Below are 26,677 nucleotides of genomic sequence, written 5' to 3'. Positions count from 1 at the left end.
GCACCGCGTCAGCGGCGCGCCCCGTCGATGGCCGCTTTATAGGACCCACCCGCCTCGACTGTCAACGACCTTTTTCAGAAAAATGACAGGCTCACGACACTGTTGATAAATCGGGCCGGATTGGGGAAGAAAGACTGACCTTTCAATAGGTTAGCAATTCTGACCCAATTCGCTGGACCGCGCCGGCGGCCTTCCGGCGGTCTCGCCGCCGGCAAAAAAGTGCCGGCCCGAACGGGCCGGCTAGGGGGCCAAAACCGCCCGAAAACACCGTGCTTCAATGGTCGGAGAGCACCACATCCTCGTGCCAGTCGCCCTCCACTTCCTTGACGATCGCCTGGCCGCAGATCACCCGCCCCTTCACGGGATCGAAGGTCAGGGTTGGGCTGCCCTGCAATTGCCAGCCCTTGTTGAGCGCGGCGGAAACACGCTTGCAGAAGGCCTGGTCGTCCGGCCCGGTGAGGTAGCGATAGAGCTTCATGTCGGTTTCCTGTCTGCGGCCCGGCAGGAATGCCGCCCGCCGGTTCCTGTCTTGTCCGGTTGTCGTTCCGTGTCAGCCCCGCCGGGCGATCGCCTCGGCCAGCGCCACGGTGCGGCGGGCCATGTCGGCATGCATGCGTTCCACCATCCGCCCCTCCAGCTGCACCACCCCCTTGCCGGCGTTTTCCGGTCGGTCGAACAGCGCGATCAGCGCCCGCGCCGCCGCCACCTCGGCCTCCGGCGGCGAGAAGGCGGCGTTGCAGGGCGCGATCTGGTCGGGATGGATCAGCGTCTTGCCGTCAAAGCCCATCTCGGCCGCCTCGCGGCATTCGCGGGCGAAGCCGTCGAGATCGCGAAAATCGTTCCACACCGCGTCCAGCACCGCCACGCCGCCGGCGCGCGCCGCCAGCACGCAATGGGAAAGCCAGCTCGCCATTGGCGCCCGCCCCGGGACGATCCGGGTACCGGTCTCCTTGGACAGGTCATTGGTGCCCAGCACCAGCGCACCGAGCCGCGTCACCGGGCTTTTCGCCGCCAGCGCGATGTCGGGCGCACGCAGCACCGCGACGGGCGTCTCGATCATCGCCCACACCCGCAGCGACGAAGCGGCACCCAGCGCTTCCAGCAGCCGGCCGACCACATGCAGGGTTTCGGGGTCGTTCACCTTGGGCAGCAGCACCACGTCCGGCCCCTCCCCGCGGGCCGAGGCGGCGGCGATCATCGCCATGTCGGTATCGAACCACGGCGTGTCGGTGGCATTGGTGCGCACCACCACCTCGCGCGGGCCAAAGCCGCCTTGCGCCAGCGTGGCGGCGACGCGGGCGCGCGCCTCTTCCTTGGCGTCGGGGGCCACCGCGTCCTCGAGATCGATGACGATGGCATCCGCCTTCAGGCTCCGCGCCTTTTCCAGCGCACGCGGATTCGCCCCCGGCATGAACAGCACGCTGCGGCGCGGACGGACGGGTGTGGACATGATTCGCTCGGCTCATTGGCAGATGGTGGCGAAGAGCCTATCCCGCTGATTGGCGGGCTGCCAATCGGGCGCCGGTGCCCGGTCGCGCCGCCTATGGGTCAAGGCCATGGACGAGACTTTCGACGTGCTCATCGTCGGCGGCGCCATCATGGGGGCCGCCACCGCCTATTTCCTCACCCGCGATCCCGGCTTTGCCGGCCGCGTCGCCGTCATCGAGCGCGATCCCAGCTTCACCTACTCCTCCACCACCCTGTCCGCCGCCTCGCTGCGCCAGCAATTCTCGATTCCCGAGAACATCCGCATGTCGCTGTTCGGGCTTGAGTTCTTGCGCAGCGCCAAGGAGCGCTTCGGGCCCGACACCGACCTCGCCTTCCATGAGGGCGGCTATCTCATTCTCGCCAGCGCCGCCGGCCTGCCGATCCTTGAAGCCAATCACCGCACGCAATTGGCGGAGGGCGCCGACATCGCGCTGCTCGACCCGGCCGCGCTCAAGGCCGCCTTCCCCTGGCTGAATGTCGACGATCTCGCCGCCGGCGCCTTTGGCCGCTCGGGCGAGGGCTGGTTCGATGCGCACGCGCTGCTCGCCTGCCTGCGCGGCGCGGCGAAGGCGCAGGGCGCGCATTTCATCACCGGCGAAGTGGTCGGCCTCAGCCGCGAGGGCGCGCGCATCACGGGGGCGACGCTGGCGGACGGGCGGAGCCTCGGTTGCGGCGCGCTGGTCAATGCCGCCGGGCCGCGCGCCGGGCGCGTCGCGGCCATGGCGGGCATTCCCCTCCCCGTCGAGGGCAAGAAGCGCTGCGTCTTCGTCGTGCATTGCCGCACGCCGATCGAAAAGCTGCCGCTGCTGGTCGACCCCTCGGGCTTCTATATTCGGCCCGAAGGCGCCTACCAGATCTGCGGCGCGCCGCCGGCGGAAGACAACGACCCCGACGCGGACGGCGATTTCGAGGTCGACTGGTCGATCTTCGAGGAGAGCATCTGGCCGAACCTCGCCCACCGCATCCCGACGATGGAGGAATTGAAGGTGGTGCGCGCCTGGGCCGGGCATTACGAGATGAACCTCTTGGACCACAATGCGGTGATCGGCCCGCACCCGGAGGTGGGAAATTTCTACTTCCTGAACGGCTTCTCCGGCCACGGCCTGCAGCAGGCCCCCGCCGCCGGCCGGGCGATTGCGGAATGGCTGGTGCAGGGCCGCTCCGTCTCGCTCGATCTCGACGTGTTCTCCTATGAACGCATCGCGGCCGGCCGCCCGCATGCGGAGCTGAACATTATCTGAGGGGGCGAACATGCGCGTCGCTGGCGTGGATGGCTGCAAGGATCGCGGCGACGGCAAGGGCGGCTGGGTGGCGGTGATCGTCGAGCCGGATGGTTCCGCCCACGCCACCCGGCTCCGGGCGATCGCCGAACTGTTCGAGCGCCCGCTGGCGCCGCACATCGTCGCCGTGGACATGCCGATCGGGCTGCCCGAACGGATCGAGACCAATGGCCGCGCGCCCGAGCGGCTGGTGCGGCCGAAGCTGGGGCAGCGTCAGTCGAGCGTGTTCTCCATGCCCTCTCGGGCCGCGGTTTATGCGAGCGTGGACGACAGCGTCCCGGAAGCGGCGCGCTACCGCCACGCCTGCGCGGTCGCACTCGCCACCTCGACACCGCCGCGCAAGGTTTCGCGACAGGGTTTTGCGCTTTTTCCCCGCATCGTTGAACTCGACCGCTGGCTGCGCGCCACGCCGGCGGCGCGGGAAAAGGTCTTCGAGTGCCACCCGGAGGTGAGCTTCTGGGCGATGAACGACAAGGTGCCGCTCAACCTTCCCAAAAAGGTGAAGGGCATCGCCGCCGCACCGGGGCTGGAGCTGCGCCGGCGGCTTCTCGAAGCGGCCGGCTTCGCGCCGGAAGTCATCTCGCCCCTCAAGGCGCGCGAGCTTCGCGTCGGTGAGGACGATCTCATCGACGCCTGCGCCGCCGCCTGGACGGCAGGGCGTATCGCGCGGGGGCAGGCGACGAGTTTCCCCTCCCCGCCGGAGCGCGACTCCGAAGGGTTGCCCGTCGCCATATGGGCGTAATGCGTGGGCTTTAACGCTTCCTTCAGCGCGGTGGCGCATGCCATCGGAAGAGCACGCGGATAATTACACGTCATTCTTGTGCATATATTTCTTTTGTACGTTCTAAATCGGTGTGATAGAAAAACACCCCGACTGAGATGAGGATTTCGCGCATGGCCGCGCCGCAACAGCAGAAACTGAAGGTCAACGGGCCCGTCGCCGTCACTGCCAACCGTCTCACCGACGGCGCCGTGGTGTGGCGCACGCGCGACGGCGGCTGGTCGGTGGCGCTGGCGGATGCGGCCGTGGTCACCACCGCCGAGGCCGCCATCGCTTTGCTGGCGGAAGCCGGCAAGCGCGATCTCGACGCGGTTGGCCCTTATGTTGCCCCGGTTACCGTGGATGACCAGGGCACCATCGGCCCGGGCAATCTGCGCGAGCGCATCCGCGTCGCCGGCCCGACTTTCGAACTGCCCCACTGACGACGCACAAGGCCGACCCCGCCCATGTATGCCTATGATGAATTCGACGGCGCCTTTCTGGCCGAACGTGTCGCCGAGTTTCGCGACCAGGTCGGCCGCCGCCTCTCGGGCGCGCTGTCGGAAGACGAGTTCAAGCCGCTGCGGCTGATGAACGGCGTCTATCTCCAGCTGCATGCCTATATGCTGCGCATCGCCATTCCCTATGGCACGCTCAGCGCCGCCCAGCTGCGCCGCATGGCCCATGTCGCCCGCACCTATGATCGCGGCTATGGCCATTTCACCACGCGGCAGAACATCCAGTTCAACTGGATCAAGCTGGAAGAACTCCCCGAAGCCATGGCCGCGCTGGCGGAAGTCGGCGTTCACGGCATCCAGACCTCCGGCAACTGCATCCGCAACGTCACCACCGACCAGTGGGCCGCCGCGACGCCGGAAGAATGCGACGACCCGCGCATCTGGGCGGAGATCCTGCGGCAGTACTCGACGCTGCACCCGGAATTCACCTACCTGCCGCGCAAGTTCAAGATCGCCATCACCGCCGCCGGCCATGACCGCGCGGCGATCAAGGTGCACGATGTCGGCCTGCGCCTGCACCGCAACGACGCCGGCGAACTCGGCTTCGAGGTGCTAGTCGGCGGCGGTCTCGGGCGCACGCCGTTCGTCGGCAAGTCGATCCGCCCCTTCCTGCCGGCGCGCGAGCTGCTCAGCTACATCGAAGCGATCATGCGCGTGTACAATCAGTACGGGCGCCGCGATAACATCTACAAGGCCCGCATCAAGATCCTGGTGCACGAGATCGGCGCCGAAGAATTCTCCAAGGCGGTCGAGGCGGAATGGGCGGCGATCCGCGACGGCGCGCTGCACCTCACCGACGAGATGATCGCCGATATCCGCGCCCGCTTTATCTATCCCGCCTTCGCGGCGCTGGAGAACGCGCCGGCTGCGCTCACCGAGGCGCTGAAGGATGCGCGCTTCGCCACCTGGCACCGCAATTCCGTGCAGACGCACAAGGTGCCGGGCTATTCCATCGTCACCATTTCCCTCAAACCCGTCGGCGCGCCTCCGGGCGATGCGACCGCCGACCAGATGGACGTGGTCGCCGACCTCGCCGAGCGTTACGGCTTCGGCGAGATCCGCGTCGGCCATGAGCAGAATCTCTGCCTGCCGCATGTCGCGCAGCAGGATTTGCCGGCGCTGTGGGCGGCGCTCGACGCCGCCGGCCTCGCCACGCCGAACGTCAACCTCGTCAACGACATCATCGCCTGCCCCGGCCTCGATTACTGCGCGCTGGCCAATGCCCGCGCCATCCCCGTGGCGCAGGAAATCGCCAAGCGCTTTGCCGATCTCGACCGCGCGCGCGGCGTCGGCCGGCTGCACATCAACATCTCCGGCTGCATCAATGCCTGCGGCCATCACCATGTCGGCCATATCGGCATTCTCGGCGTGGAGAAGAACGGCCAGGAATTCTACCAGATCACGCTGGGCGGGCGCGCCGACGAGCATGCCCAGCTCGGCACGCTGCTGGGGCCGGCCGTGTCCTATGAGCAGGTGCCCGGCCTGATCGAGGATGTGGTCGACACCTATCTGGAGCTGCGCGCCGGCCCGCAGGAACTGTTCATCGACACCGTCGCCCGCCTCGGCGTCGAGCCCTTCAAGGAGCGCGTCTATGCCTCTCATTGAAAAGGGTGACATCGTCGCCGACGCCTATATCCGCGTGCCCGACGAAGAAGCGCTGCCCGAAGGCGCGGCGGTGCTCCTCGGCATCGACCGCTTCCTGAAAGAAGCGGAGACGCTGAAGGGACGGCAGGCGCCGGTCGGCGTGATCTGGCCGAACAACCGGCCGATCGCCGAGATCGAACCCTATCTCGGCCAGCTCTCGCTCATCGCGCTGAACTTCCCCACCTTCCGTGACGGCCGCGCCTATAGCCAGGCCCGCCTGCTGCGCGAGCGGCTGGGCTGGAAGGGTCCGCTGCGCGCCATTGGCCAGGTGCTGCGCGACCAGTTCCTGCTGATGGAGCGCTCCGGCTTCGACCAGATCGAGGCGGTGAAGGAAGCCGACGCCGAGGCCTTCGACGAGGCGACCCACCGCTACACCGTGTTCTATCAGCCGGCGACCGACCAGCGCCCCAGCCTTCTGCGCCAGCGCCTCGGCCGCACGGTTTCGGGAGTGCGCGCATGACCTTCCAGCGTTCCGGTGCCGATTTCACCCCCGCCACGCCCTGCACGGACGAGGTGGGCGGGCTCGCCTGCGCGCTCGCCGATGCCGGGCCGGAGGAAATCATCGCCACCGCCCTGCGCACGCTCGGCCCCGGCCGGCTGTGCCTCGTCTCCTCCTTCGGCACGGAATCGGCGGTACTGCTGGCCTATGCCGCCAAGGTCGACCGCTCGATCCCGGTGGTGTTTCTCGATACCGGCTTCCTGTTCGAGGAAACGCTGGCCTATCGCGACGCGCTCACGGCGCAGCTCGGCCTCACCGATGTGCGCAGCATCCAGCCGGATGCGGCACGGGTGGCGGCGCTCGATGCCGACCGCGATTTGTGGTTTTCCGATCCCGATGCCTGCTGCCGCATCCGCAAGGTTGAGCCGCTCGCGCGGGCGCTGTCCGGCTTCGACGGCTGGCTCAATGGGCGCAAGCGCTATCAGGGCGGCCTGCGCGCCACGATCCCGGCGGTGGAGCGCGACGGTGCCCGGCTGAAGTTCAACCCGCTCGTCAATCTCGACCGCGCGGCCGTGGAAGCCGCGCAGCGCGATTTCGCCCTGCCGGACCATCCGATGCTGGCCAAGGGCTTCACCTCGGTCGGCTGCATGCCCTGCACCAGCCGCGCGGCGGCGGGTGAAGACGCCCGCGCCGGCCGCTGGCGCGGCAAGGGCAAGACCGAGTGCGGCATCCACACGCTGCTGAACACCGTCAGCGCCTGAACGGCTGCAGGTGCCCACGTGGCGCTGCCGCCCCCATCCCCACGGGCACCGCCCGCGCCTCTTTCACGCCCCCTCATCCCCGGGCTTGACCCGGGGACCCAGCCTTACCACGTCGCCGGGCGCCGTCCGCGCCGATTTCACGTCCCCTCATCCCAGGGCTCGACCCGGGGATCCATCCTTCCCGCACCGCTCGGCACCGCGATATCCGCTCTCTCAGCGCCCAGCCCCTGGGTGCCCGGGTCAAGCCCGGGCATGAGGGAGGCGAAAGCGGCCCAGCAGCCTGATGCAGCGGCCCCGGAACGCCCTGCACGCCCATGCTCCCCAACAAGCTCGGCGCGAACCACCTCCCCGCCACCTCATCCCCACGACACCGCGTGCGCCGCATCCCTACCCCCTCATCCCCGGGCTCGACCCGGGGACCCAGCCGTCCCGCGTCGCCGGGCGCCGTCCGCGCCGATTTCACGTCCCCTCATCCCCGGGCTCGACCCGGGGACCCAGCCGTCCCGCACCGCTCGGCACCGCGATATCCGCTCTCTCAGCGCCCAGCCCCTGGGTGCCCGGGTCAAGCCCGGGCATGAGGGAGGCGAAAGCGGCCCAGCAGCCTGATGCAGCGGGAGGACCACCCCAGCCCGCCCATGCTCCCCAATAGCTCCGCGCGAACCACTTCCCTGCCACCTCATCCCCACGACACCGCACGCGCCGCATCCCTACCCCCTCATGCCCGGGCTTGACCCGGGGACCCAGCCTTCCCGCGCCGCCCAGCACCGCGCGCGCCGCATCCCTCCCCCCTCATCCCCGGGCTTGACCCGGGGACCCAGCCTTCCCACGTCGCCCGACAGGCGCGATATTGGGCGGTTCCAGCCCCCGCCCGCCACGCCCCGCCTGGGTGCTCGGTCAAGCCCGCGCATGAGGCCGTGAGGGGCCATCAAGGCGGGGGTGGCAACCTTTGCCCCGCCGCCCGCCGTCCTCCGCCAACGCTCCACCTGGGGAACCCCATCGGCCCGGCGTAAATTTCCACTATTTCCTATTAATTCGGTAGAATTAATATTGACCCCGGCCCCTCCCTGTGGAAACCTCTCCCCATCACATTCACCAGCGCCACCGCGCTGCCGGGGGAGATTGCCCATGTCGTTTCATTTCAGGCCCGCGGCCATCGCCGCGCTCGTGGCCGCCCTGGCGGCGCCGCTCGCCTACAGCCCGCCGGTGCGTGCCGCCGACGTGACGCTGCTCAACGTGTCCTACGACCCCACCCGCGAGCTCTATTCCCAGTTCAACAAGCTGTTCGCCGAGCGCTACAAGGCGGACACCGGCAAGAGCGTCGAGATCAAGACCTCGCATGGCGGTTCCGGCAAGCAGGCGCGCTCGGTGATCGACGGGCTGGAGGCCGATGTCGTCACCCTGGCATTGGCCTATGACATCGACGCCATCGCCGATAAGGGCTTCCTGGCGCAGGACTGGCAGAAGCGCCTGCCGGACAACGCCTCGCCTTACACCTCGACCATCGTGTTCCTGGTGCGCAAGGGCAACCCGAAGGGCATCAAGGACTGGAACGACCTGGTGAAGCCGGGCGTGCAGGTCATCACCCCCAACCCGAAGACCTCGGGCGGCGCGCGCTGGAACTACCTCGCCGCCTGGGCCTATGCGCTGAAACAGAATGGCGGCGACGCGGAAAAGGCCAAGGCCTTCGTCGGCGAGATCTACAAGCACGTCCCGGTGCTGGACACCGGCGCGCGCGGCTCCACCGTCACCTTCACCGAGCGCGGCGTCGGCGACGTGCTGCTCGCCTGGGAGAACGAGGCCTTCCTGTCGAAGAAGGAATTCGGCGACGACAAGTTCGACATCGTCGTGCCCTCGCTGTCCATCCTCGCCGAGCCGCCGGTGGCGGTGGTCGACAAGAATGTCGAGCGCAAGGGCACCCGCGAAGTCGCCGAGGCCTATCTGAAGCTGCTCTACTCCAAGGAAGGCCAGAAGCTGGCGGCGGAGAACTTCTATCGCCCGCGCGACCCCGAGGTCGCCAAGGCCTATGCGAACGTCTTCCCCAAGGTGGAACTGGTGACGATTGACGACCCGGCCTTCGGCGGCTGGCGCAAGGCGCAGAAGACCCACTTCTCCGATGGCGGCGTGTTCGACCAGATTTATTCCAACTGAGGCGGGCCGGCGGGGCCGGTCGGCGTCGGGCTCATCGGTCCGATCGGCCCCATCGTCCACCTCATCGGCCTCATCGGCCACCGCTTTCGACCCCTCTCCGGGCCGTGCCGCAAGGCGCGGCCTTCGCCGTGACCACCCCTCCCGGAGCACCGCCTTGAGCGAGACGACGCTGGACCGAACCACCCTTGTCGGCACCGCCCCGCCCCCCGCCGCGCCACGGGCGCAGGGCGTCATCCCCGGCTTCGGCCTCACGCTGGGGCTGACCCTGCTCTGGCTGTCGCTGGTGGTGCTCATCCCGCTGGCGGCGCTGTTCCTGAAGACGGCGGAACTGTCGCCGGACCGGATCCTCGCCATTCTCACCGCTCCTAGAACATTGAATGCGCTGAAGATTTCCTTCGGGCTCTCGCTCGCGGCGGCGAGCATCAACATCGTGCTGGGCGCGCTCATCGTCTGGGCGCTGGTGCGCTACGACTTCCCGGGAAGGCGCGTGCTCGACGCGCTGATCGACATTCCCTTCGCCCTGCCCACGGCGGTGGCCGGCATCGCGCTGACCACGCTCTATGCCGAGAATGGGTGGGTCGGCGGCCTGCTGGTGCCCTTCGGCATCAAGGTCGCGTTCACGCCGCTCGGCATATTGATCGCGTTGATTTTCATAGGCTTGCCCTTCGTGGTGCGCACGGTCCAGCCGGTGCTGGAAGACCTCGACCACGATCTGGAGGAAGCCGCCGCCACGCTCGGCGCCGGGCGCTGGACCACGATCCGCCGCGTCATCGCCCCGGCGGTGCTGCCGGCCTTCCTCACCGGCTTCGCCCTCGCCTTCGCCCGCGCGGTCGGCGAATATGGCTCGGTGATCTTCATCGCCGGCAACCTGCCCAATGTGTCGGAAATCGCGCCGCTGCTCATCGTCATACGGCTGGAAGAATTCCGCTACGCCGACGCCACCGCGATCGCGGCGACGATGCTGGTGGCCTCCTTCCTTTTGCTGTTCGTCGTCAATGGCTTGCAGCGCTGGTCGCAGAGCCGCACCGGGAGGCTGGCATGAGCACCTCACCCGTCCGTGACGAGCCCGCGCTGGTCAAGGCTCTGGTGATCGGGCTGGCGATTGGCGTCGTCGGCCTGCTCATCGTGCTCCCCCTGATCGCCGTCTTCGCCCAGGCCTTCACCAAGGGCTGGGACGCCTATCTCGCCGCGCTGGTGGAACCCGACGCGCTGGCGGCGATCCGCCTCACGCTGCTCGTGACCGCCCTCTCGCTGACCGCCAACACGGTGATGGGCCTTGTCATGGCCTGGGCGATCACCAAGTTCGAATTCCGCGGCAAGAACCTGCTCATCTCACTGATCGACCTGCCTTTTTCGGTTTCGCCCGTGGTGGCGGGCCTCGTCTTTGTGCTGCTGTTCGGCGCGCAGGGCTATTTCGGCCCGTGGCTGATCGACAATGGCTGGAAGATCATCTTTTCCTGGCCGGGCATCACGCTGGCGACGATTTTCGTCACCTTCCCCTTCGTCGCGCGGGAGCTGATTCCGCTGATGCAGGAACAGGGTACGACGGAGGAGGAAGCGGCCGTTACCCTGGGAGCCGGCGGCTTGCGGGTGTTCTCGCGCGTTACCCTGCCCAATATCAAATGGGCGCTGCTCTACGGCGTCTTGCTGTGCAACGCCCGCGCCATGGGCGAGTTCGGCGCCGTGTCCGTCGTGTCCGGCCATGTGCGCGGCGAGACCAACACCATCCCGCTGCAGGTCGAGATCCTCTACAACGAGTACCAGTTCCAGGCGTCCTTCGCCGTCGCCTCGCTGCTGGCCCTGCTCGCCATCGTCACCCTGCTGGCCAAGACCGTGCTGGAAGCGCGCCTCGGCCGCAGCGGCGGAGGGCATTGAACGCGCTCAGAACAGATACACCGCCGCCAGAACACCGCCCACGACCAGAACGGCGAAGGCCGCCGTCACCAGCCCCAGCCGTTCCTCAATGAAGGTGCGCGCGCTCGGCCCGATCCAGTAAAGCAGGCCCGCCACCATGAAGAAACGCAGGCCGCGGGTGACGACTGAGAGCACGACGAACCAGAACAGGCTGTAATGGGCGAAGCCCGAGGTGATAGTCACCACCTTATAGGGGATCGGGGTCAGTCCCTTGATAAGGATGATCCAGTGGCCGTAGCGCTGATACGCTTCGGTGAAGGCGTCCACCTTGGCGCCATAGCCATAGAGCTGGATGAGAAACAGGCCAAGCGAGTCATAGAGCAGCGCGCCGATCGCGTAGCCGAACAGACCGCCGACCACTGAGGCGAGCGTGCACACGGTGGCGTACCACCAGGCGCGCGCGGGCCGCGCTAGGCACATCGGCACCAGCATCACATCCGGCGGCACTGGGAAAAACGAGCTTTCGGCGAAGGAAACCCCGGCCAGCGCCCAGGGCGCGGAGGGACGCTCGGCGAGGTCGATCACCCACTGATAAAGACGGCGCAGCATGGGAGGCCTGACGGAAAGAGACTAAGGGAGCGCCGCAGCGCGGTACTAGGATGATGAGGGCCGCCGGCGCGGAAGGTCGGGACGCGGGACGGCACCGGCACCGTCGGCAAGGTCCCAGAGCATCGGCCCGGCCGTGCCCGCACTGCCTTCGAATAGCGGCGAATCCTTGCCGGATCCTGACCGGCGTTTGGGAATCTTCTCGGCCATTCCCAGCAGCTTCTCGCGCCGGCGCATTTCCGCCCACACGTCCTCCGGCTCGATGCCGAGTTCGGCCCACAGCACGACGAGATTATAGATCAGGTCGGCGCTCTCGCGCACCGTGGCGGCACGGTCGCCGATGACGCCATCCAGAGCGACCTCGACGGCCTCTTCGGCCACCTTCTTGGCCATCGCCGCCCGCCCCTTGCGCAACAATTTCGCGGTGCGCGGCGAAGGGTTGCTCCCCTTTCGCGTGGCGACCACGGCGGCATACAGGCGGCGTATCGAATCACTCATTCGTCGATTGTAGAGCCAATTACATGAAGGCTTCGCGGCAGAAACGCGCCCGGCTGGCGCCGCTGTGATCGCCCGCCCGGCTTTGCCTTTTGCGCCGCGGCAGCGATCGGGTTATTGAAGGGGCGCAAAGCCTTTCAGGCTGGCCGGTCCTGCCGTGCGCGCCGTCGCTCTCATCGTGAAACGGATACTGGAAGCGTGCTGAACCTTTCCCTGTTCCGCCCCCGCCTTACCCACCGCGCCGGGCGCCGCCCGGCCCCGCTGCTGGCTCTCCTGCTGCTGGCACCGCTGCTGATTGCCCCGGTGGCGGCGCAGGCGACGCCCTCGCTGGTGATCGACGTGGAAAGCGGCAAGGTGCTGCTGGCGGAAGACGCGACCAAGCCGTGGTATCCCGCCTCCATCACCAAGCTGATGACGGCCTATGTCACCTTCAAGGCGCTGCGGGCGGGCCGGCTGACGCCGGAAACGCTGATCACCGTCTCGGAGAACGCCGCGGCGCAGAAGCCGTCCAAGATGGGCTTCAAGGTCGGCACTCAGGTGACGGTCGACAACGCGCTGAAGATGATGCTGGTGAAGTCGGCCAACGACATGGCCGTGGTTCTCGCCGAGGGCGTGGGCGGCTCGCTCCCCGGTTTCATCGACGAGATGAACGCCACCGCCGCCGAGCTCGGCATGACAGGCACCCATTACGCCAATCCCAACGGCCTGCCGGACCCGGGACAGGTCTCCACCGCGCGCGACCTCGCCATTCTCGCCCGCGCCATTTTCCTCAATTTCCCGGAACACGCCGACCTGTTCCGCATTCCGGCGATCAAGATCGGCCCGGCGGTGATCCGCAGCTACAACAAGCTGATCGACCGCTATCCCGGCGCCGACGGCATGAAGACCGGCTTCATCTGCGCCTCCGGTTTCAATCTCGTCGCCAGCGCCACGCGCGGCAACCGTCATCTCCTCGCGGTCGTTCTTGGCACCGAGTCGGGCAAGGCCCGCACGGAAGAGGCGGCCCTGCTGCTGGAACGCGGCTTCCAGCAATCCGGCAATATTTTCGGTTCGATCGCGCCGTCAGTAGAGACGCTGCGCAATGAATCCGGCCCGCCGGCCGACATGCGCGCGCAGGTCTGCGGCGGGCAGCGCAAGAACACCGCCTCTGAGGCCGATGATGACAGCGGCCCGGCTCCCACCGGCTTCGTCGCCGCCGGCATGGCCCAGCTGGGCGAGAACGTGACCGGCGCCAGCCTTCTGCAGAAGCTGCCGCCTTCCATGCCGCCGGTCGAGGTGTGGGTCGGCCCCTTCCCCAGCGCCGAGGCGCTCGCTGCCGCCTATCCGCCGCCGCCCGCCCCGAAAAAGCCCGCGACCGCGAAGAAGCCCGGCGATAAGAAGGGGCAGACGACGGCGATCATCGACCCGGCCGATCCCTCGGCCCCCGCCGCGCCGAAACCCAAGCCCAAGCCGAAGCCCGCAACGGCGCAGGCCTCCGACGCGAAGCCCGCGGCCAAGCCGGCAGCGACCAAGCCGGCGGCGAAACCCGCCGCGAAGCCGGCGCCCGCACCGGCGCCGATGGACCTCGCCCCTCCTCCGCCGCAATAGCATTGGCGCCGCCCAGCCTCGCGTGACCGCGGCGCGCCCGAACAGGATGTCGCCCATGAGCGAGGCCACCCGTCTTCCGCCGGAACCGATTCCGGTCACGCTGCTCACCGGCTTTCTCGGCGCCGGCAAGACGACGCTGCTGAACGCCCTGCTCCAGCAGCCCGGCATGGCCGATACCGCCGTGCTGATCAATGAGTTCGGCGAGATCGGGCTCGATCATCTGCTGGTGCAGCATTTCGACGACGCCACCGTGCTGCTGGCTTCGGGTTGCCTGTGCTGCACCATTCGTGGCGACCTTTCGGAGGGGCTGGAGCAATTGCTGCGGCGGATGGACAATGGCGCCATCCCGCCGTTTCACCGCGTGGTGATCGAAACCACCGGCCTCGCCGACCCGGCGCCGATCCTGCATGTGCTGATGATGCATCCCTATCTGGTCATGCGCTTCCGGCTGGATGGCGTCGTCACCGTCGTCGACGCCGTGAACGGCCTCGGCACGCTTGACGCCCACCCGGAATCCGTGAGGCAAGCGGCGATCTCCGACCGCATCGTGCTCACCAAGACCGACCTCATCGACACGCCGGCGCGCGAGCAGGACCTCGCCGCGCTGCGCCAACGCCTCGCCCGCCTTGCGCCCGGCGCGCCGGTGCTCGACGCCGCCAAGGGGCAGGCGACACCCGAGGCCCTGTTCGGCGCTGGCCTCTACGATCCCGCGACGAAAATCCCCGACGTTTCGCGCTGGCTGGCGGATGAGGCGATCCTGGCCGCGGAGGAAGCCTCACGCGCCCACGCCCATGATGAGAACCGTCACGACGAGCGCATCCGCGCCTTCACGGTGGCGACAGAAGCCCCGGTCTCGGCGGCGGCGATCGACATGTTCCTGGAACTGGTGCGCGGCACGCATGGGCCGAAGCTGCTGCGGCTCAAGGGCATCGTGAAGCTCGCGGAGGACCCCGATCACCCCCTCGTGCTGCATGGCGTGCAGCATGTGCTGCACCCGCCGAGCCAGCTTCCCGCCTGGCCGGACGACGACCGCCGCACACGGCTGGTGATGATCGTGCGCGATGTCGAGCCGGCGGTGATCCGTCGGCTGTTCGACGCCTTCATGGGCCTTCCCGCGGTCGACCGGCCCGACCGCGTCGCGATGACCGACAACCCGCTCGCGCCGGCAACGCTCAGGCGCTGAGCCCTACTGGCCGGAAATCGCCGCGCCGTTGAGCAGAACCTGCGTGCCACCGGGTGCCGGAGCTGCCGCCGTCGCGCCGGCCGGCGCCGCCTCGGCGGCCTCCGCCTTCGGATCGGGCACCGCGATCACCATCGCCCAGTAGACGCTGTATTTGCTGCGCGGCGACCGCACGGCGGCAATGCCGAGCCGGGTCGCGCCCGGCAGCAGCATGTTCTTGTTGTGGGAGGGCGAGTCGCGCCAGCCCGAGAATGCCTCCGCCAGCGTGTGATAGCCGGCGCCGACATTCTCCGCCGCCCTCAGCCCGCTGAAGCCGGCCGCCTTGAGCCGCGTGGTGAGACCACGACCGCCGATATTGTGCGAGAGCTGGTCCGCCGCCGCCATCGCCTTGGCCTGCCGTTCGGCCACCGTCATCAACACCGGGTCGATCGTCACCGCCGGCAGGCCGCGCCCGCGCCGATAGTCGCTGATCAGGTTGGCCGCCGCCTGCGAATCGAGCGCACCGCCTTTGGCGATATTGGCATAGAAGGTCTCGTCCACCGGCACGGTGGTGGGGCCGGCGGCGCAGGCCGCCAGCAGGAGGGGCACCAGCAGGAGGGCGGCGAGGCGCTTCAGCGGCAAGGACATGCGACACTCTCAGGCAGGAGCGGAGACAGGAATTCCGGGCACGATTGATCCGCCCGGATCGGTAAACCAATCGCTAACGCGCACGCCGGCGCTCGGGCCGGTCACCAGAATGATCAGGCGCCGTCATCCCCGGCCGCCGGCTCCTCCCCGATCCGCCCGCCGCGATAGATGCTCCAGGGCGTGTAGGGAATACCGATCTTCGCCGTCTTCAGCCGGTCGAGCACGGCGAAATGCAGATCGCTCTTCACCGTCAGCGCATAGTCGACATTGGCCACCACGCAGCGCAGCTCGAATTTGAGATAGCTGTCGCCGAATGCCATCAGGAACACGCGCGGCGGCGGCGAGCGCAGCACCTGGGGGTGGTCGCAGGCGCAGCCGATCAGAATGTCGCGCACCTCGTCGGCATCCGTATCATAGGCGACGTTGACGGCGACGATCACCCGCCCAGTGGTGTTGGCGTGGGTGAAGTTCTTCACCATGCCGGTGATGAGGTCGGAATTGGGGATCAGCACCGCCGCACGATCGAAGGTCTCGATCTCGGTGGCGCGTACACTGATGCGGCGCACATAGCCTTCCTCGCCCTTCACCGCGATGGTGTCGCCGACCCGGATCGGCCGTTCGGCAAGCAGGATCAGGCCGGAGACGAAATTCGACACGATAGACTGGAGGCCAAAGCCGATGCCAACCGAGAGCGCACCGGCGACGAGGGCGATGTTCTCAAGGTTCAACCCCAACTGGCCCATCGCCATCGCGATGACGGTGATGGAGCCGATATAGCCGATGATGGTGGCGATGGAGTTCTGCAGACCCTGGTCGAACGCGGTCTTCGGCAGGATCGCCACCGCGAACCAGCGCTGGATGGCGCGGGCGATGACGATGCCGACCGCCAGGAAGAGCAGCGCGCTCAGAATATCGCCGATGGCGACCGTCGAATTGCCGATGGTAAAGCCGAGCGTGACACGGCTCGCAATATCGGCGAGATCGGAGGTGGAGGTGCCGAAGGTCCCGACCGTGAGGATGACGATACCGATGATCGCCACCGCCTTCAAAAGGCCCGCCGTCAGCACGGCGAGAAGTTCGAGGCTTGCCGGCCGCACGCCGATCAGCTTCGCGGCATGGCGGGCGCGCGGGCCGGTCGCCAGTGCATCGATGAACAGCGAGTTGATCAGGGCGACCACGAGATAGAGCGTGCCCGCCATCACGACGGCGATCAACGCCCGCGACGACAGGAAGCTCGCGAAGCTTACATAGCCGATCACCAGCGCGCCGACGACGGTGAGGTTCAGGATCCAGAAGGGAAACTTGATCCAGTTGAGCACCGAGGTCGATGGCGCTTCGCCGGCATCCGCCGTCGAGATGGTGGCCTCCTTGGCGGCCCCTGCCTTGGCGTCGGCGACATCCTCGTCGCCATCGCCGGAAAGCGCGTTCAGCGCCCGCATGCTGCGCGAGGCGACCAGCACGAGGCAGAGCGACATGGCGGCACTGGTCGCGACCGAAAGCGGCACCGGAACCACCAGAGCGCGGTGGAAGGCGCCCAGCGTCACCGCGACCGCCAAAATCCACAAGCCGATCGAGGCAAAGCGGAAGATCAGGCCGGCGATTTCATTCGACAGCGGCACGACGCGGCGCTGCGGCTCGCGCGGCGCCAGCGCCCCGTCGAGCAGGCCGACGCCGATGGCGACGATGGAGATGGCGAGCAGAAGCCCCTGCGCGATTTCATTCACGCGGAGCGGCAGAAGGTCAAACCCGTTCAGCAGGGCCAGAACGGCGGTGGCGGCCAGCGGCCCTGCTGCCATGCGCAGAATGGCGACCAGCGCCGACAGGCTGCACGCCCGCAGCCGTGAGATCGGCGCCCCGTCCACCCCGAGTTCCGCGCGTCGAATCGGACGCGCCAGCACGCTGCGTGCAAAGAAGATCAGCCCGACGATAAGCATGGAGCCGAAGCCGATGGCGATCTGGCCGATCGGCTGCATGCGGGCATTGGCATAGGCCGCCCAATCACTGAGGAGATAGTTGATCCCACGCAGTTCAATCGGTACCGCCGCCGCCGCCGCCAGCCAGAGCGAGGGGTCGAGCACACTGTAGGACCGGGCGAGCAATTGATCGGTGAACAGCGCCCGCCGCCGGCTGGTGATGCGATCCGACAGCTGGTCGGCGCGCACCTTCAACAGCTTGGCCTGTTTGAGCACGGCATCAAGTTCGGCCGCGCGGGCGGAGAGCGCGTCGCGCTCGGCGGTGATGGAGGCGCTTTCGGCCGGAGCGTCGTCGGCGGGCTTGGGCCCAATCTCCTTCACGCGGTGGTTCAGATTGGCCAGCAGCGGGTCCAGCGCGGCGACGCCGGTGGCAAGGTCCGCCCGCACCGGGTCGAGCCGGGCGCGGAGATCGTCGAGATCGATGGAGCGCAGTCCGTCACGCCCGAGCGCCGCCTCCACGCCGTCGACAATGGCGCGTTGGCCTTCCAGCTTTTCCTGCACCTGCTGCTGTTCGGGCGGGATTTGCGCAAAGCCGGCGCCAGCGCCGACCAAAACGACGAGAGCGACGAGCGCGGCCAGCATCAGCCGCGCCATCAGCGGCACGACGGGCCGGGCAATCATGCCCGCGCGCGGAGCGGCGATGCGGCGCGCAGTGGCAGAAGCGAGGACGGGAGAATAGCTGGAAAACATAGGGCCAGGACAATTGGAGCCAGTGGCCGACCTGTCTCAGTCCCGATCAAGGCCAAGTCAAGGCCGCGCAGCCGCCGCCACGCGAGCGCTGCAACGACGGCGCCCACGCCCGCCTTCAATTGCCGCGAAGATGCGGCGGCAACATCCGCTCCTGCAGGTCGGCGGCCGAGAACAATACGGCGAAGATATCGCCGATGAATTCGCGCGCCTGCGAGAAGAAGGTGGCGCGCGGGGCGCGCATGCGTCCCACCATCTCCTCGTCATCGAGCTGGAGATCGGCGGCATGGTGGACCGCGAGATTCCGCATCGGCCCATTATTGGGGAGGAACACCACCTGCAATTCCTCGATGCCGCGATTCTGCGCCAGCAGAACCAGATGGCGCATGAGCGCCGAGCCGATGCCCTTGCCCTGCCAAGGCCGCTCCACGCTGAACGCGGCCTCCGCCGCCGCCGGCTTGCCTGCACGCCGGCCGAGCGGATGCAGCTCAGCGAGCGCCCGCAGCTCACCGTCGATGAAATAGCCCACCGCGCTCGCATCGCCGGACACCACGCGGGTGGCATGGCGCGCCAGCGCGCCATCCGACACCACGCCGCCGAAGCGCATGAAGCGGCTCAGCGGGTCGAGGCGGAGCAGATGCGCCAGGATCAACTTGCGTTCCGCCGGGACCAGTTTGCGGATATGGCCAGCCACGCGCTCAGCGCCATGAGACGCCGTCGCGCGCGCGGCCATGAGCTCGGCGGCAGGGTCGGAGGAAGAAGCGTTTACGGGCAGTGTCATCGGCATGGCCTCGGCGGCACCGCGGTTCTTTATTGCGGCGCAACACAAATATGCGCACCGCACAAGGAGACAACTCCCGCATCTGCATGGCTTGCATGCGACGCGAGCGAGGCCGCGATTGCCGGCGACCGTCGCGCACACGGACCACTCTACTCCGCAAGCGGCAGCGAGGCCATCGGTAAGCACCCGCACCCCAAGGCCGGGGGATGAGATCAGACCGCGTTAGCGGCTCGCGCTGAGGCTCTGGGCCCGCGTCGCCACGTCGACGATCGCCTCGCGCAGGCCGCCTTCGGCTGACAGGCCGAAATTATAGTGGCTCATCGAGAAGGGACCGACCTTGCCCGGATGGGCCGAGCGAAAGCCGACATAGACACCCAGGAAGGCGCCCTCAGGCGAGAGGATTGCCGCACCGGACACCCCACCCTCGGCGTCGCAGTCGATGGCCACTTCGCGCAGGCCACCGGGTGCGGTTGCAGTCACCTTGCGGGCCTGACAGTTCTGCAGCGAATAACTCTCGACGCCGCCACTGCGTGCCGCCGCCGCCAGTACGATATCGCCCGGCACCGGCATCGTAGCCGGCATATAGGGCTTCACGCCCTTGGCCGGCGCCGCGAGCGGCACAACCGCCCAGTCTTTCACCGCCGGTTGGGTGTAGGGCTGACGCGCGCCGCACACCACCTTGTCGACATCGACCTCGATTTTCTGACGCCCGCCGGCCGTGTTGATCTCGAAAGTGCAGGCTGCGCCCCGCCCGCGCGGTTCGCCACCGGGTGCGAACAGGACATGCGCCGCAGTCACCAGCACATTATTGGCCCCGACGAGTTGGCCAGTTCCCACCGCCGAGCCGCAGCGCACCAGACCGGTGGCGCCGAAGCGCGAGGCCATGGCCGCCGGCGTCAGGCCGAAGCTGCGGGCATAGTCGTCACGTGAGAGGCGGTCGTCCTTGTCGATGATGATGGCGGAGGACGGTAGGCTGGCGGACGCCGCGCTCTTGCTCTCGATCGGACCGGCCTTGGCCGGGGCAGCTGCACACAAAGCCGAGAGAGCGAGGCACAGGGCCGCCGCCTTCCCGTGATCGCCCATCGCTCGCGCCATCTCGGCCTCGCCCTCTTCACATAGTTGCGAGTGTGACGGTGGGAGAGGGACCGCGTCAAGGCGCGAAGGTGTTAATGCTGTGACGCGCTATCTGGTTCCCGCAGATCAGCCATGCGCACGAGGCGGGGCGCGGCGCTCTTAAACCAGGCCCGTCTCATCCTGCCGCAGCGGGACCCTTGCCGCAACGCCCCTGGGAGGCTAAGCGTGCGCCGCAACATCGCGGGGTGCCCGATATGGCGGAAACGGTGGCGGCGGAAGCGGGTGGATCCGTGCTCGCTGCGCGATATGTCGCCCGCATGGCGGCCGGCGACATCTCGCCCGATGCCGGTCAGGCGCGGGTGGTCGGCGCACTCGCGGCGCTGGAGCAGCGTATCGCCTCCCGCCGTCTCGCGCGCAAATCCTCGGCGCTCGGCTGGCTGTTCGCGCGGCGCGAGGACAGCATCCCCCGCGTGCGCGGCCTCTACATCCACGGCGCGGTCGGCCGCGGCAAGACCATGCTCGTCGACCTGTTCTATGAGAGCGTGGCGGTCCGCAAGCGCAAGCGCCGCGCGCATTTCCACGAATTCATGGCCGATGTGCACGCCCGCATCTTTCAGGTGCGCACCGACATGAAGGCGGGCCGCATCAAGGATGGCGACCCCATCGCCATCGTCGCCGCCGCGCTGTACGAAGAAGCGTGGCTGCTCTGCTTTGACGAGTTCCACGTCACCGACATCGCCGATGCGATGATCCTCGGCCGGCTGTTCGAGAAGCTGTTCGACCTTGGCGTGGTGATCGTCGCCACCTCCAATGTCGCCCCGCACGATCTCTATGAAGGCGGCCTCAACCGCGCGCTGTTCCTGCCCTTCATCGCCATGATCGAAGAGCACATGGAAGTGGTGCGCATCGAATCGCCGACCGACTACCGCATGGAAAAACTCGGCGGCGTGCGCACTTGGTATGTGCCGGCCGCACACGAGACCATGGCGGAGGTCGACCGCGAGATGGACAAGGTCTGGCACCGCGTGGCGGGCGTCGACGGCGGCGCTCCCGCCAGCCTGGCCTCGGGTGGACGCACGCTCACCGTGCCGCGCGCAGGCGGCGGCGCGGCACGGTTTTCGTTCGACAATCTGTGCGGCGTGCCGCTCGGCGCGTCGGATTATCTGCGGCTGGCGCGCACCTATCACACCATCGTCATCGACCACATTCCCCGCCTCGACCAGGACCGGCGCAACGAGGCCAAGCGCTTCATCACGCTGATAGACGAATTCTACGAGAAAGGCGTGAAGGTCGTCGCCTCCGCCGAGGCCGAGCCCGAGCAGCTCTATCTCGGCACTGAGGGGGCGGAAGCCTTTGAGTGGGCGCGCACGGTCTCGCGCCTGCACGAGATGCGCTCGGAGGACTACATTGCTCGTCCGCACGGCCGTGGCGACTCGCAGGCGAGCGGCAACACCACCGGCCTGGTCGAAACCTGATACGCGAACGGCACTGAACCTCTGCGGGTTACGCCGCACATCCCTGCCCTGATCCGGACGCTCGCCCATGAGCCGCCGACCCAAGACATCCCACGAAACGGCGCACCACACCTGCGCCCTCACCGGCAATGTGGTTTCCGCACGCGACGGCCTGCGCCTCGATATGCTGCGGCCGGGCCTCGCCGACCACATTCGTGCGCTTCACCCCGACATCGCCCCTGACGCCTATATCTCCCGCAAGGCGCTGGCGAAGGAGCGCGCCGGCTATATCGCCGACACGCTGAAGGCGGAGCGCGGCGACCTCAGCCAGCTCGACCACGATGTCATCGCCAGCCTGGCCGCCAACGACATCTTGACCGAGAACATCGAGGAGGAGATCGAAAGCGGGCGCACCTTCGGCGAGCGCGCGGCCGACGCGATCGCCTCCTTCGGCGGCAGCTGGACCTTCATCATCTCGTTCATGGTGTTCATCATGATATGGATGGCGCTGAACGTCGCCGGGATGATGGGTGCCTTCGACCCTTACCCGTTCATTCTTCTCAATCTGGTGCTGTCCTGCATCGCCGCCCTTCAAGCGCCCGTCATCATGATGAGCCAGAAGCGTCAGGAGGAGAAAGACCGGCAACGCTCGGAGAATGATTACCGCATCAACCTCAAGGCCGAGCTGGAAATCCGCCATCTGCACGAGAAGATCGACCACATGCTCACCCGGCAATGGGAGCGGCTGGCGGAGATTCAGGCAATCCAGATTGAACTCATGGAAGATCTCGCCAGCCGGCGACATTAGACCCGCTGCCGACTCATCCCCGATAGGTATTTCGTATACCAGTTACTTGGTCCGAAAGTCTTAAGCCCTCGTATTTACCCCGATGCCCATCCTCGCTTGAACCACACGGCGATAAGGTCTATCGGAACCCGCGCGGCGTAGCGCCGCACCCTTCCCTCGGAAAGTCAGGAAATCTCATGGCTCGAGCAAAGATTGCACTGATCGGGGCCGGCCAGATCGGCGGTACTCTCGCCCTTCTTGCAGGCCTCAAGGAACTCGGCGACGTCGTCATGTTCGACGTGGCGGAAGGTATTCCGCAGGGCAAGAGCCTCGACATCGCAGAAGCGTCCCCGGTCCTCGGCTTCGACGCCACGCTCGTGGGCACCAATGGCTATGAGGCGATCGAGGGCGCGGATGTGGTGATCGTCACCGCCGGCGTGCCGCGCAAGCCGGGCATGAGCCGCTCCGACCTTCTCGACATCAATCTCAAGGTCATGCAGCAGGTCGGCGCCGGCATCGCCAAATTCGCGCCGGACGCCTTCGTCATCTGCGTCACCAACCCGCTCGACGCCATGGTATGGGCGCTTCAGAAGGCCTCTGGCCTTCCCACCCACAAGGTGGTCGGCATGGCCGGCGTGCTCGATTCCGCCCGCTTCCGCTATTTCCTCGCCGACGAGTTCAACGTGTCGGTGGAAGACGTCACCGCCTTCGTGCTTGGCGGCCATGGCGACGACATGGTGCCGCTGGTGCGCTATTCCGGCGTCGCCGGCATCCCGCTGCCGGACCTCGTCAAGATGGGCTGGACCAGCCAGGACAAGGTTGACGCCATCGTCGACCGCACCCGCAAGGGCGGCGGCGAGATCGTCAACCTGCTGAAGACCGGTTCGGCCTTCTACGCGCCCGCGGCCTCGGCGATCGAGATGGCGACCTCCTATCTGCGCGACAAGAAGCGTCTCCTGCCCTGCGCCGCCTATCTCACCGGCCAGTACGGGATCGATGACCTCTATCTCGGCGTCCCGGTCATCATCGGCGCCAACGGTGTGGAACGGGTCGTGGAGATCGAGCTCGACGCACACGAGCGCGCCATGCTCGACAAGTCGATCGCCTCGGTGAAGGAACTCGTCGCCGAATGCCAGAAGATCGCGCCCGGCCTCGGCGCGTGAGCTTTTCCAGCGGCCTGCGGCGGGGCGCGCAGCCCCGTCGCGAGGACGTGAACGGCGATTTCGCCGTTTCCAGGCGGCGGGAAGCCCCCGCCGCTGGCGCGTCAAGTGCCGGTGCCGTTATTGCTTGTGAATGATGGTCCGCGTTTTCGCATTCCCGTGCCGCATTCCTGCGGCATTCCCGAAGTGAATACGAGGGCTATATAGAGCCTACGACTTTCGCCCCGCCCTGCAGGGCGCCGCAGTCAGCCCCGGGCAACGCCCGCAGGCGATCTACGGCACGAAAGTACTGCCAACGGACCCGACCCGGTCCCCCCAGGAGCCGACGATGTCGCGCGCGGACGTGAACGAGACCTTCCTCAATACCTCCTTCCTCTACGGAGCCAATGCGGCCTGGATCGAGGACCTCTATGCCCGCTTCGAAGCCGACCCCAATTCGGTGGATGCCGAATGGCAGGCTTTCTTCGCCGGGCTGAAGGACGCTCCGGCCGATGTCGAGAAGAGCGCCCGCGGCGCCTCCTGGAAGAAGGAGGGGTGGCCGATCCACGCCAATGGCGAACTCGTCTCGGCGATGGACGGTCAGTGGATCGAGGTGGAGAAGGCGATCGGCCGCAAGGTCGAGGCCAAGGCGACCGAGAAGGCGCAGAAGGCCGGTGTCGAGTTGTCCTCTGCCGACGTGCAGCAGGCCACCCGCGACTCCGTCAAGGCGTTGATGATGATCCGCGCCTATCGCATGCGCGGTCATCTTCACGCCAAGCTCGACCCGCTGGGTCTTGAGCCCGTGCGCGCCGCGCCCGAGCTCGACCCCGTCTCCTACGGCTTCCGCGAGGCCGATCTCGACCGACCGATCTTCATCGACCACGTGCTGGGCATGGAATTCGCCACCGTCCGCCAGATGGTCGCCATTCTCCAGCGTACCTACTGCGCGACGCTCGGCGTCGAGTTCATGCACATCTCCTCTCCCGAGGAGAAGGCGTGGATCCAGGAGCGCATCGAGGGGCCGGACAAGGAAATCACCTTCACCCGCGAGGGCAAGCGCGCCATCCTCAACAAGCTGGTGGAAGCCGAGGGCTTCGAGAAGTTCCTCGATGTCCGCTACACCGGCACCAAGCGCTTCGGCCTTGACGGCGGCGAAAGCCTGATCCCGGCGCTGGAACAGATCATCAAGCGCGGCGGCAATCTCGGCGTGAAGGAGATCGTGCTGGGCATGGCCCATCGCGGCCGCCTCAACGTGCTGACGCAGGTGATGGGCAAGCCCCACCGCGCGCTGTTCCACGAGTTCAAGGGCGGCTCCTGGGCTCCGGACGAGGTGGAGGGTTCGGGCGACGTGAAGTATCACCTTGGCGCTTCGTCGGACCGCGAGTTCGACGGCAACCAGGTGCATCTGTCACTCACCGCCAACCCGTCGCATCTCGAAATCGTTGATCCCGTGGTGCTGGGCAAGGCACGCGCCAAGCAGGACCTGCTGCGCGACGCCGAGCGCACCCAGGTGATGCCGCTGCTGCTGCATGGCGACGCCGCCTTTGCCGGTCAGGGCGTGGTGGCCGAATGCCTCGGCCTGTCCGGGCTGAAGGGACACCGCACCGGCGGCTCAATCCACTTCATCATTAACAACCAGATCGGCTTCACCACCTATCCGCGCTTCTCGCGCTCCTCGCCCTACCCGTCGGATGTGGCGAAGACCATCGAGGCGCCGATTTTCCATGTGAATGGCGACGACCCCGAAGCTGTCACCTTTGCCGCGAAGATCGCCACCGAATTCCGCCAGCGCTTCCGCAAGCCGGTGGTGGTGGACATGTTCTGCTACCGCCGCTTCGGCCACAATGAAGGTGACGAGCCGGCCTTCACCCAGCCGCTGATGTATAAGCTCATCAAGCAGCACCCGAGCACGCTGGAACTCTATTCGCGCAAGCTGGAGGCCGAAGGCGTCATCGCGCCGGGCGAGATCGACGCCATGCGCGCGGAATGGCGCGCGAAGCTCGATATCGAATATGAAGCCGGCCAGGCCTATAAGCCGAACAAGGCGGACTGGCTCGACGGCCGCTGGGCCGGCCTCAAGGCCGCTGCCGCCGAGGACGACCCGCGCCGCGGCGTCACCGGCGTTGCCCTCGATGAACTGCGCATGATCGGTGACCGCATCACCACCGTGCCGGAAGGCTTCCACGTCCACCGCACCATCCAGCGCTTCCTCGATGCCCGCCGCAAGGCGATCCTCGACGACGGCGCCGGCATCGACTGGTCGACGGCGGAGGCGCTCGCCTTCACCTCGCTCCAGCTCGAAGGCCATCCGGTGCGCCTCTCCGGCCAGGATTGCGAACGCGGCACCTTTTCGCAGCGCCATTCGGTGCTGATCGACCAGGAAACCGAGGAGCGTCACACCCCGTTCAACCATGTGCGGGAGGGCCAGGCGCATTACGAGGTCATCAACTCGATGCTCTCGGAAGAGGCCGTGCTCGGCTTCGAATATGGCTACTCGCTGTCCGAGCCGAACGCGCTGACCATGTGGGAAGCCCAGTTCGGCGACTTCGCCAATGGCGCGCAGGTGATTTTCGACCAGTTCCTGTCGTCTGGCGAGCGCAAATGGCTGCGCATGTCCGGCCTCGTCTGCCTGCTGCCGCACGGCTATGAGGGCCAAGGGCCGGAGCATTCCTCCGCCCGCCTGGAGCGCTATCTGCAGATGTGCGCCGAGGACAATATGCAGGTCGCCAACCTGACGACGCCGGCGAATTATTTCCACGCCCTGCGCCGGCAGCTCAAGCGCGACTTCCGCAAGCCGCTGATCCTGATGACGCCGAAGAGCCTGCTGCGCCACAAGCGCGCCGTCTCGACGCTGGCCGAACTCGGGCCGCAGACCACCTTCCACCGCGTGCTGTGGGACGATGCCGACCGCAACTTCGCCGCCGGCCTGCCGGCGGAAGCGGTGAAGCTGAAGGCCGACAGCGAGATCCGCCGCGTCGTGCTGTGCTCGGGCAAGGTGTATTACGACCTCTATGAGGAGCGCGAGCGCCGCGGCATCGACGACATCTACCTGCTGCGCGTCGAACAGCTCTTCCCCTTCCCGCTCAAGACGCTGGCGCAGGAGATCGGCCGCTTCAAGCAGGCCGAGATCGTCTGGTGCCAGGAGGAGCCGAAGAACCAGGGCGCCTGGGCCTTCGTGCAGCCCTATCTGGAATGGGTGCTGGAACAGGCCGGCTCCGCCTCGTCGCGGCCGCGCTACACCGGACGCCCGGCCTCCGCCGCCACGGCGACGGGGCTGATGTCCAAGCATCTGGCGCAGCTCAAGGCGTTCCTGCAGGACGCTCTGGGCTGAACCGACCTACGACCCGCATTCGCAAGACCCGAGGGAGTGCCGGCCCCGTAGCCGGCAAACGGTG

23 protein-coding genes are annotated in these 26,677 nt (G+C 67.2%); 15 read left to right on the top strand and 8 right to left on the bottom strand.

Annotated elements, in window-relative coordinates; genetic code table 11:
• Positions 1 to 274: 274 nt before the first annotated feature.
• Positions 275 to 478 carry a DUF1737 domain-containing protein gene (locus ACO07Z_RS14695; RefSeq protein ID WP_244450353.1) on the bottom strand — a complete coding sequence of 68 codons (204 nt, stop codon included), beginning with the start codon at positions 476 to 478 and terminating at the stop codon, positions 275 to 277.
• A gap of 72 nt (positions 479 to 550) precedes the next feature.
• On the bottom strand, positions 551 to 1,450 hold the full coding sequence (locus ACO07Z_RS14690) for an HpcH/HpaI aldolase/citrate lyase family protein (protein WP_421699381.1): 900 nt from the start codon (positions 1,448 to 1,450) through the stop codon (positions 551 to 553).
• A gap of 106 nt (positions 1,451 to 1,556) precedes the next feature.
• Between ACO07Z_RS14690 and ACO07Z_RS14685 the strand changes: the two genes are divergently transcribed.
• The 9 genes from ACO07Z_RS14685 to cysW all read left to right on the top strand — a co-directional run bounded on the left by ACO07Z_RS14685 (position 1,557) and on the right by cysW (position 10,913).
• Positions 1,557 to 2,729, top strand: a complete 1,173-nt coding sequence (locus ACO07Z_RS14685) for an NAD(P)/FAD-dependent oxidoreductase (protein WP_421699380.1) — start codon at positions 1,557 to 1,559, stop codon at positions 2,727 to 2,729.
• Between the two features lie 10 nt (positions 2,730 to 2,739).
• On the top strand, positions 2,740 to 3,510 hold the full coding sequence (locus tag ACO07Z_RS14680) for a DUF429 domain-containing protein (protein WP_421699379.1): 771 nt from the start codon (positions 2,740 to 2,742) through the stop codon (positions 3,508 to 3,510).
• A 152-nt stretch (positions 3,511 to 3,662) separates the two neighbouring features.
• Positions 3,663 to 3,971, top strand: coding sequence for a DUF2849 domain-containing protein (locus tag ACO07Z_RS14675; RefSeq protein WP_421699378.1), 309 nt, complete (start codon positions 3,663 to 3,665; stop codon positions 3,969 to 3,971).
• Between the two features lie 24 nt (positions 3,972 to 3,995).
• A complete protein-coding gene (locus tag ACO07Z_RS14670; RefSeq protein WP_421699377.1) occupies positions 3,996 to 5,651 on the top strand; it encodes a nitrite/sulfite reductase in 1,656 nt (551 codons plus the stop codon).
• The gene (locus tag ACO07Z_RS14665) at positions 5,638 to 6,150 is read left to right on the top strand and encodes a DUF934 domain-containing protein (protein ID WP_421699376.1); all 513 of its coding nucleotides are present in this window, start codon (positions 5,638 to 5,640) and stop codon (positions 6,148 to 6,150) included. Before ACO07Z_RS14670 ends, ACO07Z_RS14665 begins: the two co-directional genes overlap by 14 nt.
• Positions 6,147 to 6,890 carry a phosphoadenylyl-sulfate reductase gene (locus ACO07Z_RS14660; protein ID WP_421699375.1) on the top strand — a complete coding sequence of 248 codons (744 nt, stop codon included), beginning with the start codon at positions 6,147 to 6,149 and terminating at the stop codon, positions 6,888 to 6,890. Before ACO07Z_RS14665 ends, ACO07Z_RS14660 begins: the two co-directional genes overlap by 4 nt.
• A 1,125-nt stretch (positions 6,891 to 8,015) precedes the next feature.
• The gene (locus tag ACO07Z_RS14655; protein WP_421699374.1) at positions 8,016 to 9,038 is read left to right on the top strand and encodes a sulfate ABC transporter substrate-binding protein; all 1,023 of its coding nucleotides are present in this window, start codon (positions 8,016 to 8,018) and stop codon (positions 9,036 to 9,038) included.
• Between the two features lie 232 nt (positions 9,039 to 9,270).
• A complete protein-coding gene (gene cysT / locus ACO07Z_RS14650) occupies positions 9,271 to 10,080 on the top strand; it encodes a sulfate ABC transporter permease subunit CysT (protein WP_421700827.1) in 810 nt (269 codons plus the stop codon).
• Entirely contained in the window at positions 10,077 to 10,913 is an 837-nt protein-coding gene (gene cysW / locus ACO07Z_RS14645; RefSeq protein ID WP_421699373.1) for a sulfate ABC transporter permease subunit CysW, read from the top strand. Before cysT ends, cysW begins: the two co-directional genes overlap by 4 nt.
• 6 nt (positions 10,914 to 10,919) lie before the next feature.
• On the opposite strand, the gene ACO07Z_RS14640 is transcribed toward cysW, so the two are convergent.
• On the bottom strand, positions 10,920 to 11,501 hold the full coding sequence (locus ACO07Z_RS14640) for a YqaA family protein (protein WP_421699372.1): 582 nt from the start codon (positions 11,499 to 11,501) through the stop codon (positions 10,920 to 10,922).
• 45 nt (positions 11,502 to 11,546) lie between these two features.
• On the bottom strand, positions 11,547 to 11,996 hold the full coding sequence (hisE, locus tag ACO07Z_RS14635) for a phosphoribosyl-ATP diphosphatase (protein WP_421699371.1): 450 nt from the start codon (positions 11,994 to 11,996) through the stop codon (positions 11,547 to 11,549).
• A 195-nt stretch (positions 11,997 to 12,191) separates the two neighbouring features.
• Here hisE and ACO07Z_RS14630 point away from each other — a divergent pair, with 195 nt between their 5' ends.
• Positions 12,192 to 13,580 carry a D-alanyl-D-alanine carboxypeptidase family protein gene (locus ACO07Z_RS14630; RefSeq protein WP_421699370.1) on the top strand — a complete coding sequence of 463 codons (1,389 nt, stop codon included), beginning with the start codon at positions 12,192 to 12,194 and terminating at the stop codon, positions 13,578 to 13,580.
• A gap of 55 nt (positions 13,581 to 13,635) precedes the next feature.
• Positions 13,636 to 14,763, top strand: coding sequence for a CobW family GTP-binding protein (locus ACO07Z_RS14625; RefSeq protein ID WP_421699369.1), 1,128 nt, complete (start codon positions 13,636 to 13,638; stop codon positions 14,761 to 14,763).
• 3 nt (positions 14,764 to 14,766) lie between these two features.
• On the opposite strand, the gene ACO07Z_RS14620 is transcribed toward ACO07Z_RS14625, so the two are convergent.
• The 4 genes from ACO07Z_RS14620 to ACO07Z_RS14605 form a co-directional block, all read right to left on the bottom strand.
• Entirely contained in the window at positions 14,767 to 15,387 is a 621-nt protein-coding gene (locus ACO07Z_RS14620) for a CAP domain-containing protein (protein WP_421699368.1), read from the bottom strand.
• A gap of 113 nt (positions 15,388 to 15,500) precedes the next feature.
• Positions 15,501 to 17,981 carry a DUF3772 domain-containing protein gene (locus ACO07Z_RS14615; protein ID WP_421699367.1) on the bottom strand — a complete coding sequence of 827 codons (2,481 nt, stop codon included), beginning with the start codon at positions 17,979 to 17,981 and terminating at the stop codon, positions 15,501 to 15,503.
• A gap of 184 nt (positions 17,982 to 18,165) precedes the next feature.
• Complete coding sequence (locus ACO07Z_RS14610; RefSeq protein ID WP_421699366.1) at positions 18,166 to 18,828, bottom strand: GNAT family N-acetyltransferase; 663 nt, start codon at positions 18,826 to 18,828, stop codon at positions 18,166 to 18,168.
• Between the two features lie 222 nt (positions 18,829 to 19,050).
• Positions 19,051 to 19,923 carry a trypsin-like peptidase domain-containing protein gene (locus tag ACO07Z_RS14605; RefSeq protein WP_421699365.1) on the bottom strand — a complete coding sequence of 291 codons (873 nt, stop codon included), beginning with the start codon at positions 19,921 to 19,923 and terminating at the stop codon, positions 19,051 to 19,053.
• 233 nt (positions 19,924 to 20,156) lie between these two features.
• Here ACO07Z_RS14605 and zapE point away from each other — a divergent pair, with 233 nt between their 5' ends.
• The 4 genes from zapE (at position 20,157) to ACO07Z_RS14585 (ending at position 26,613) form a co-directional block, all read left to right on the top strand.
• Positions 20,157 to 21,377 carry a cell division protein ZapE gene (gene zapE / locus ACO07Z_RS14600; RefSeq protein WP_421699364.1) on the top strand — a complete coding sequence of 407 codons (1,221 nt, stop codon included), beginning with the start codon at positions 20,157 to 20,159 and terminating at the stop codon, positions 21,375 to 21,377.
• A 67-nt stretch (positions 21,378 to 21,444) separates the two neighbouring features.
• Positions 21,445 to 22,164: a DUF1003 domain-containing protein gene (locus ACO07Z_RS14595; protein WP_421699363.1), complete on the top strand. Its 720-nt coding sequence runs from the start codon at positions 21,445 to 21,447 to the stop codon at positions 22,162 to 22,164.
• Positions 22,165 to 22,340: 176 nt separating this feature from the next.
• Positions 22,341 to 23,306: a malate dehydrogenase gene (gene mdh, locus ACO07Z_RS14590; RefSeq protein ID WP_421699362.1), complete on the top strand. Its 966-nt coding sequence runs from the start codon at positions 22,341 to 22,343 to the stop codon at positions 23,304 to 23,306.
• A 325-nt stretch (positions 23,307 to 23,631) separates the two neighbouring features.
• Positions 23,632 to 26,613, top strand: coding sequence for a 2-oxoglutarate dehydrogenase E1 component (locus ACO07Z_RS14585; RefSeq protein WP_421699361.1), 2,982 nt, complete (start codon positions 23,632 to 23,634; stop codon positions 26,611 to 26,613).
• Positions 26,614 to 26,677 lie beyond the last annotated feature (64 nt).

Source organism: Ancylobacter sp. (genome assembly GCF_965229075.1).
GTDB lineage: Bacteria > Pseudomonadota > Alphaproteobacteria > Rhizobiales > Xanthobacteraceae > Ancylobacter.
The sequence above is the reverse complement of the archived record's forward strand: the minus strand, read 5'-3'. Positions and strand labels throughout refer to the sequence as shown.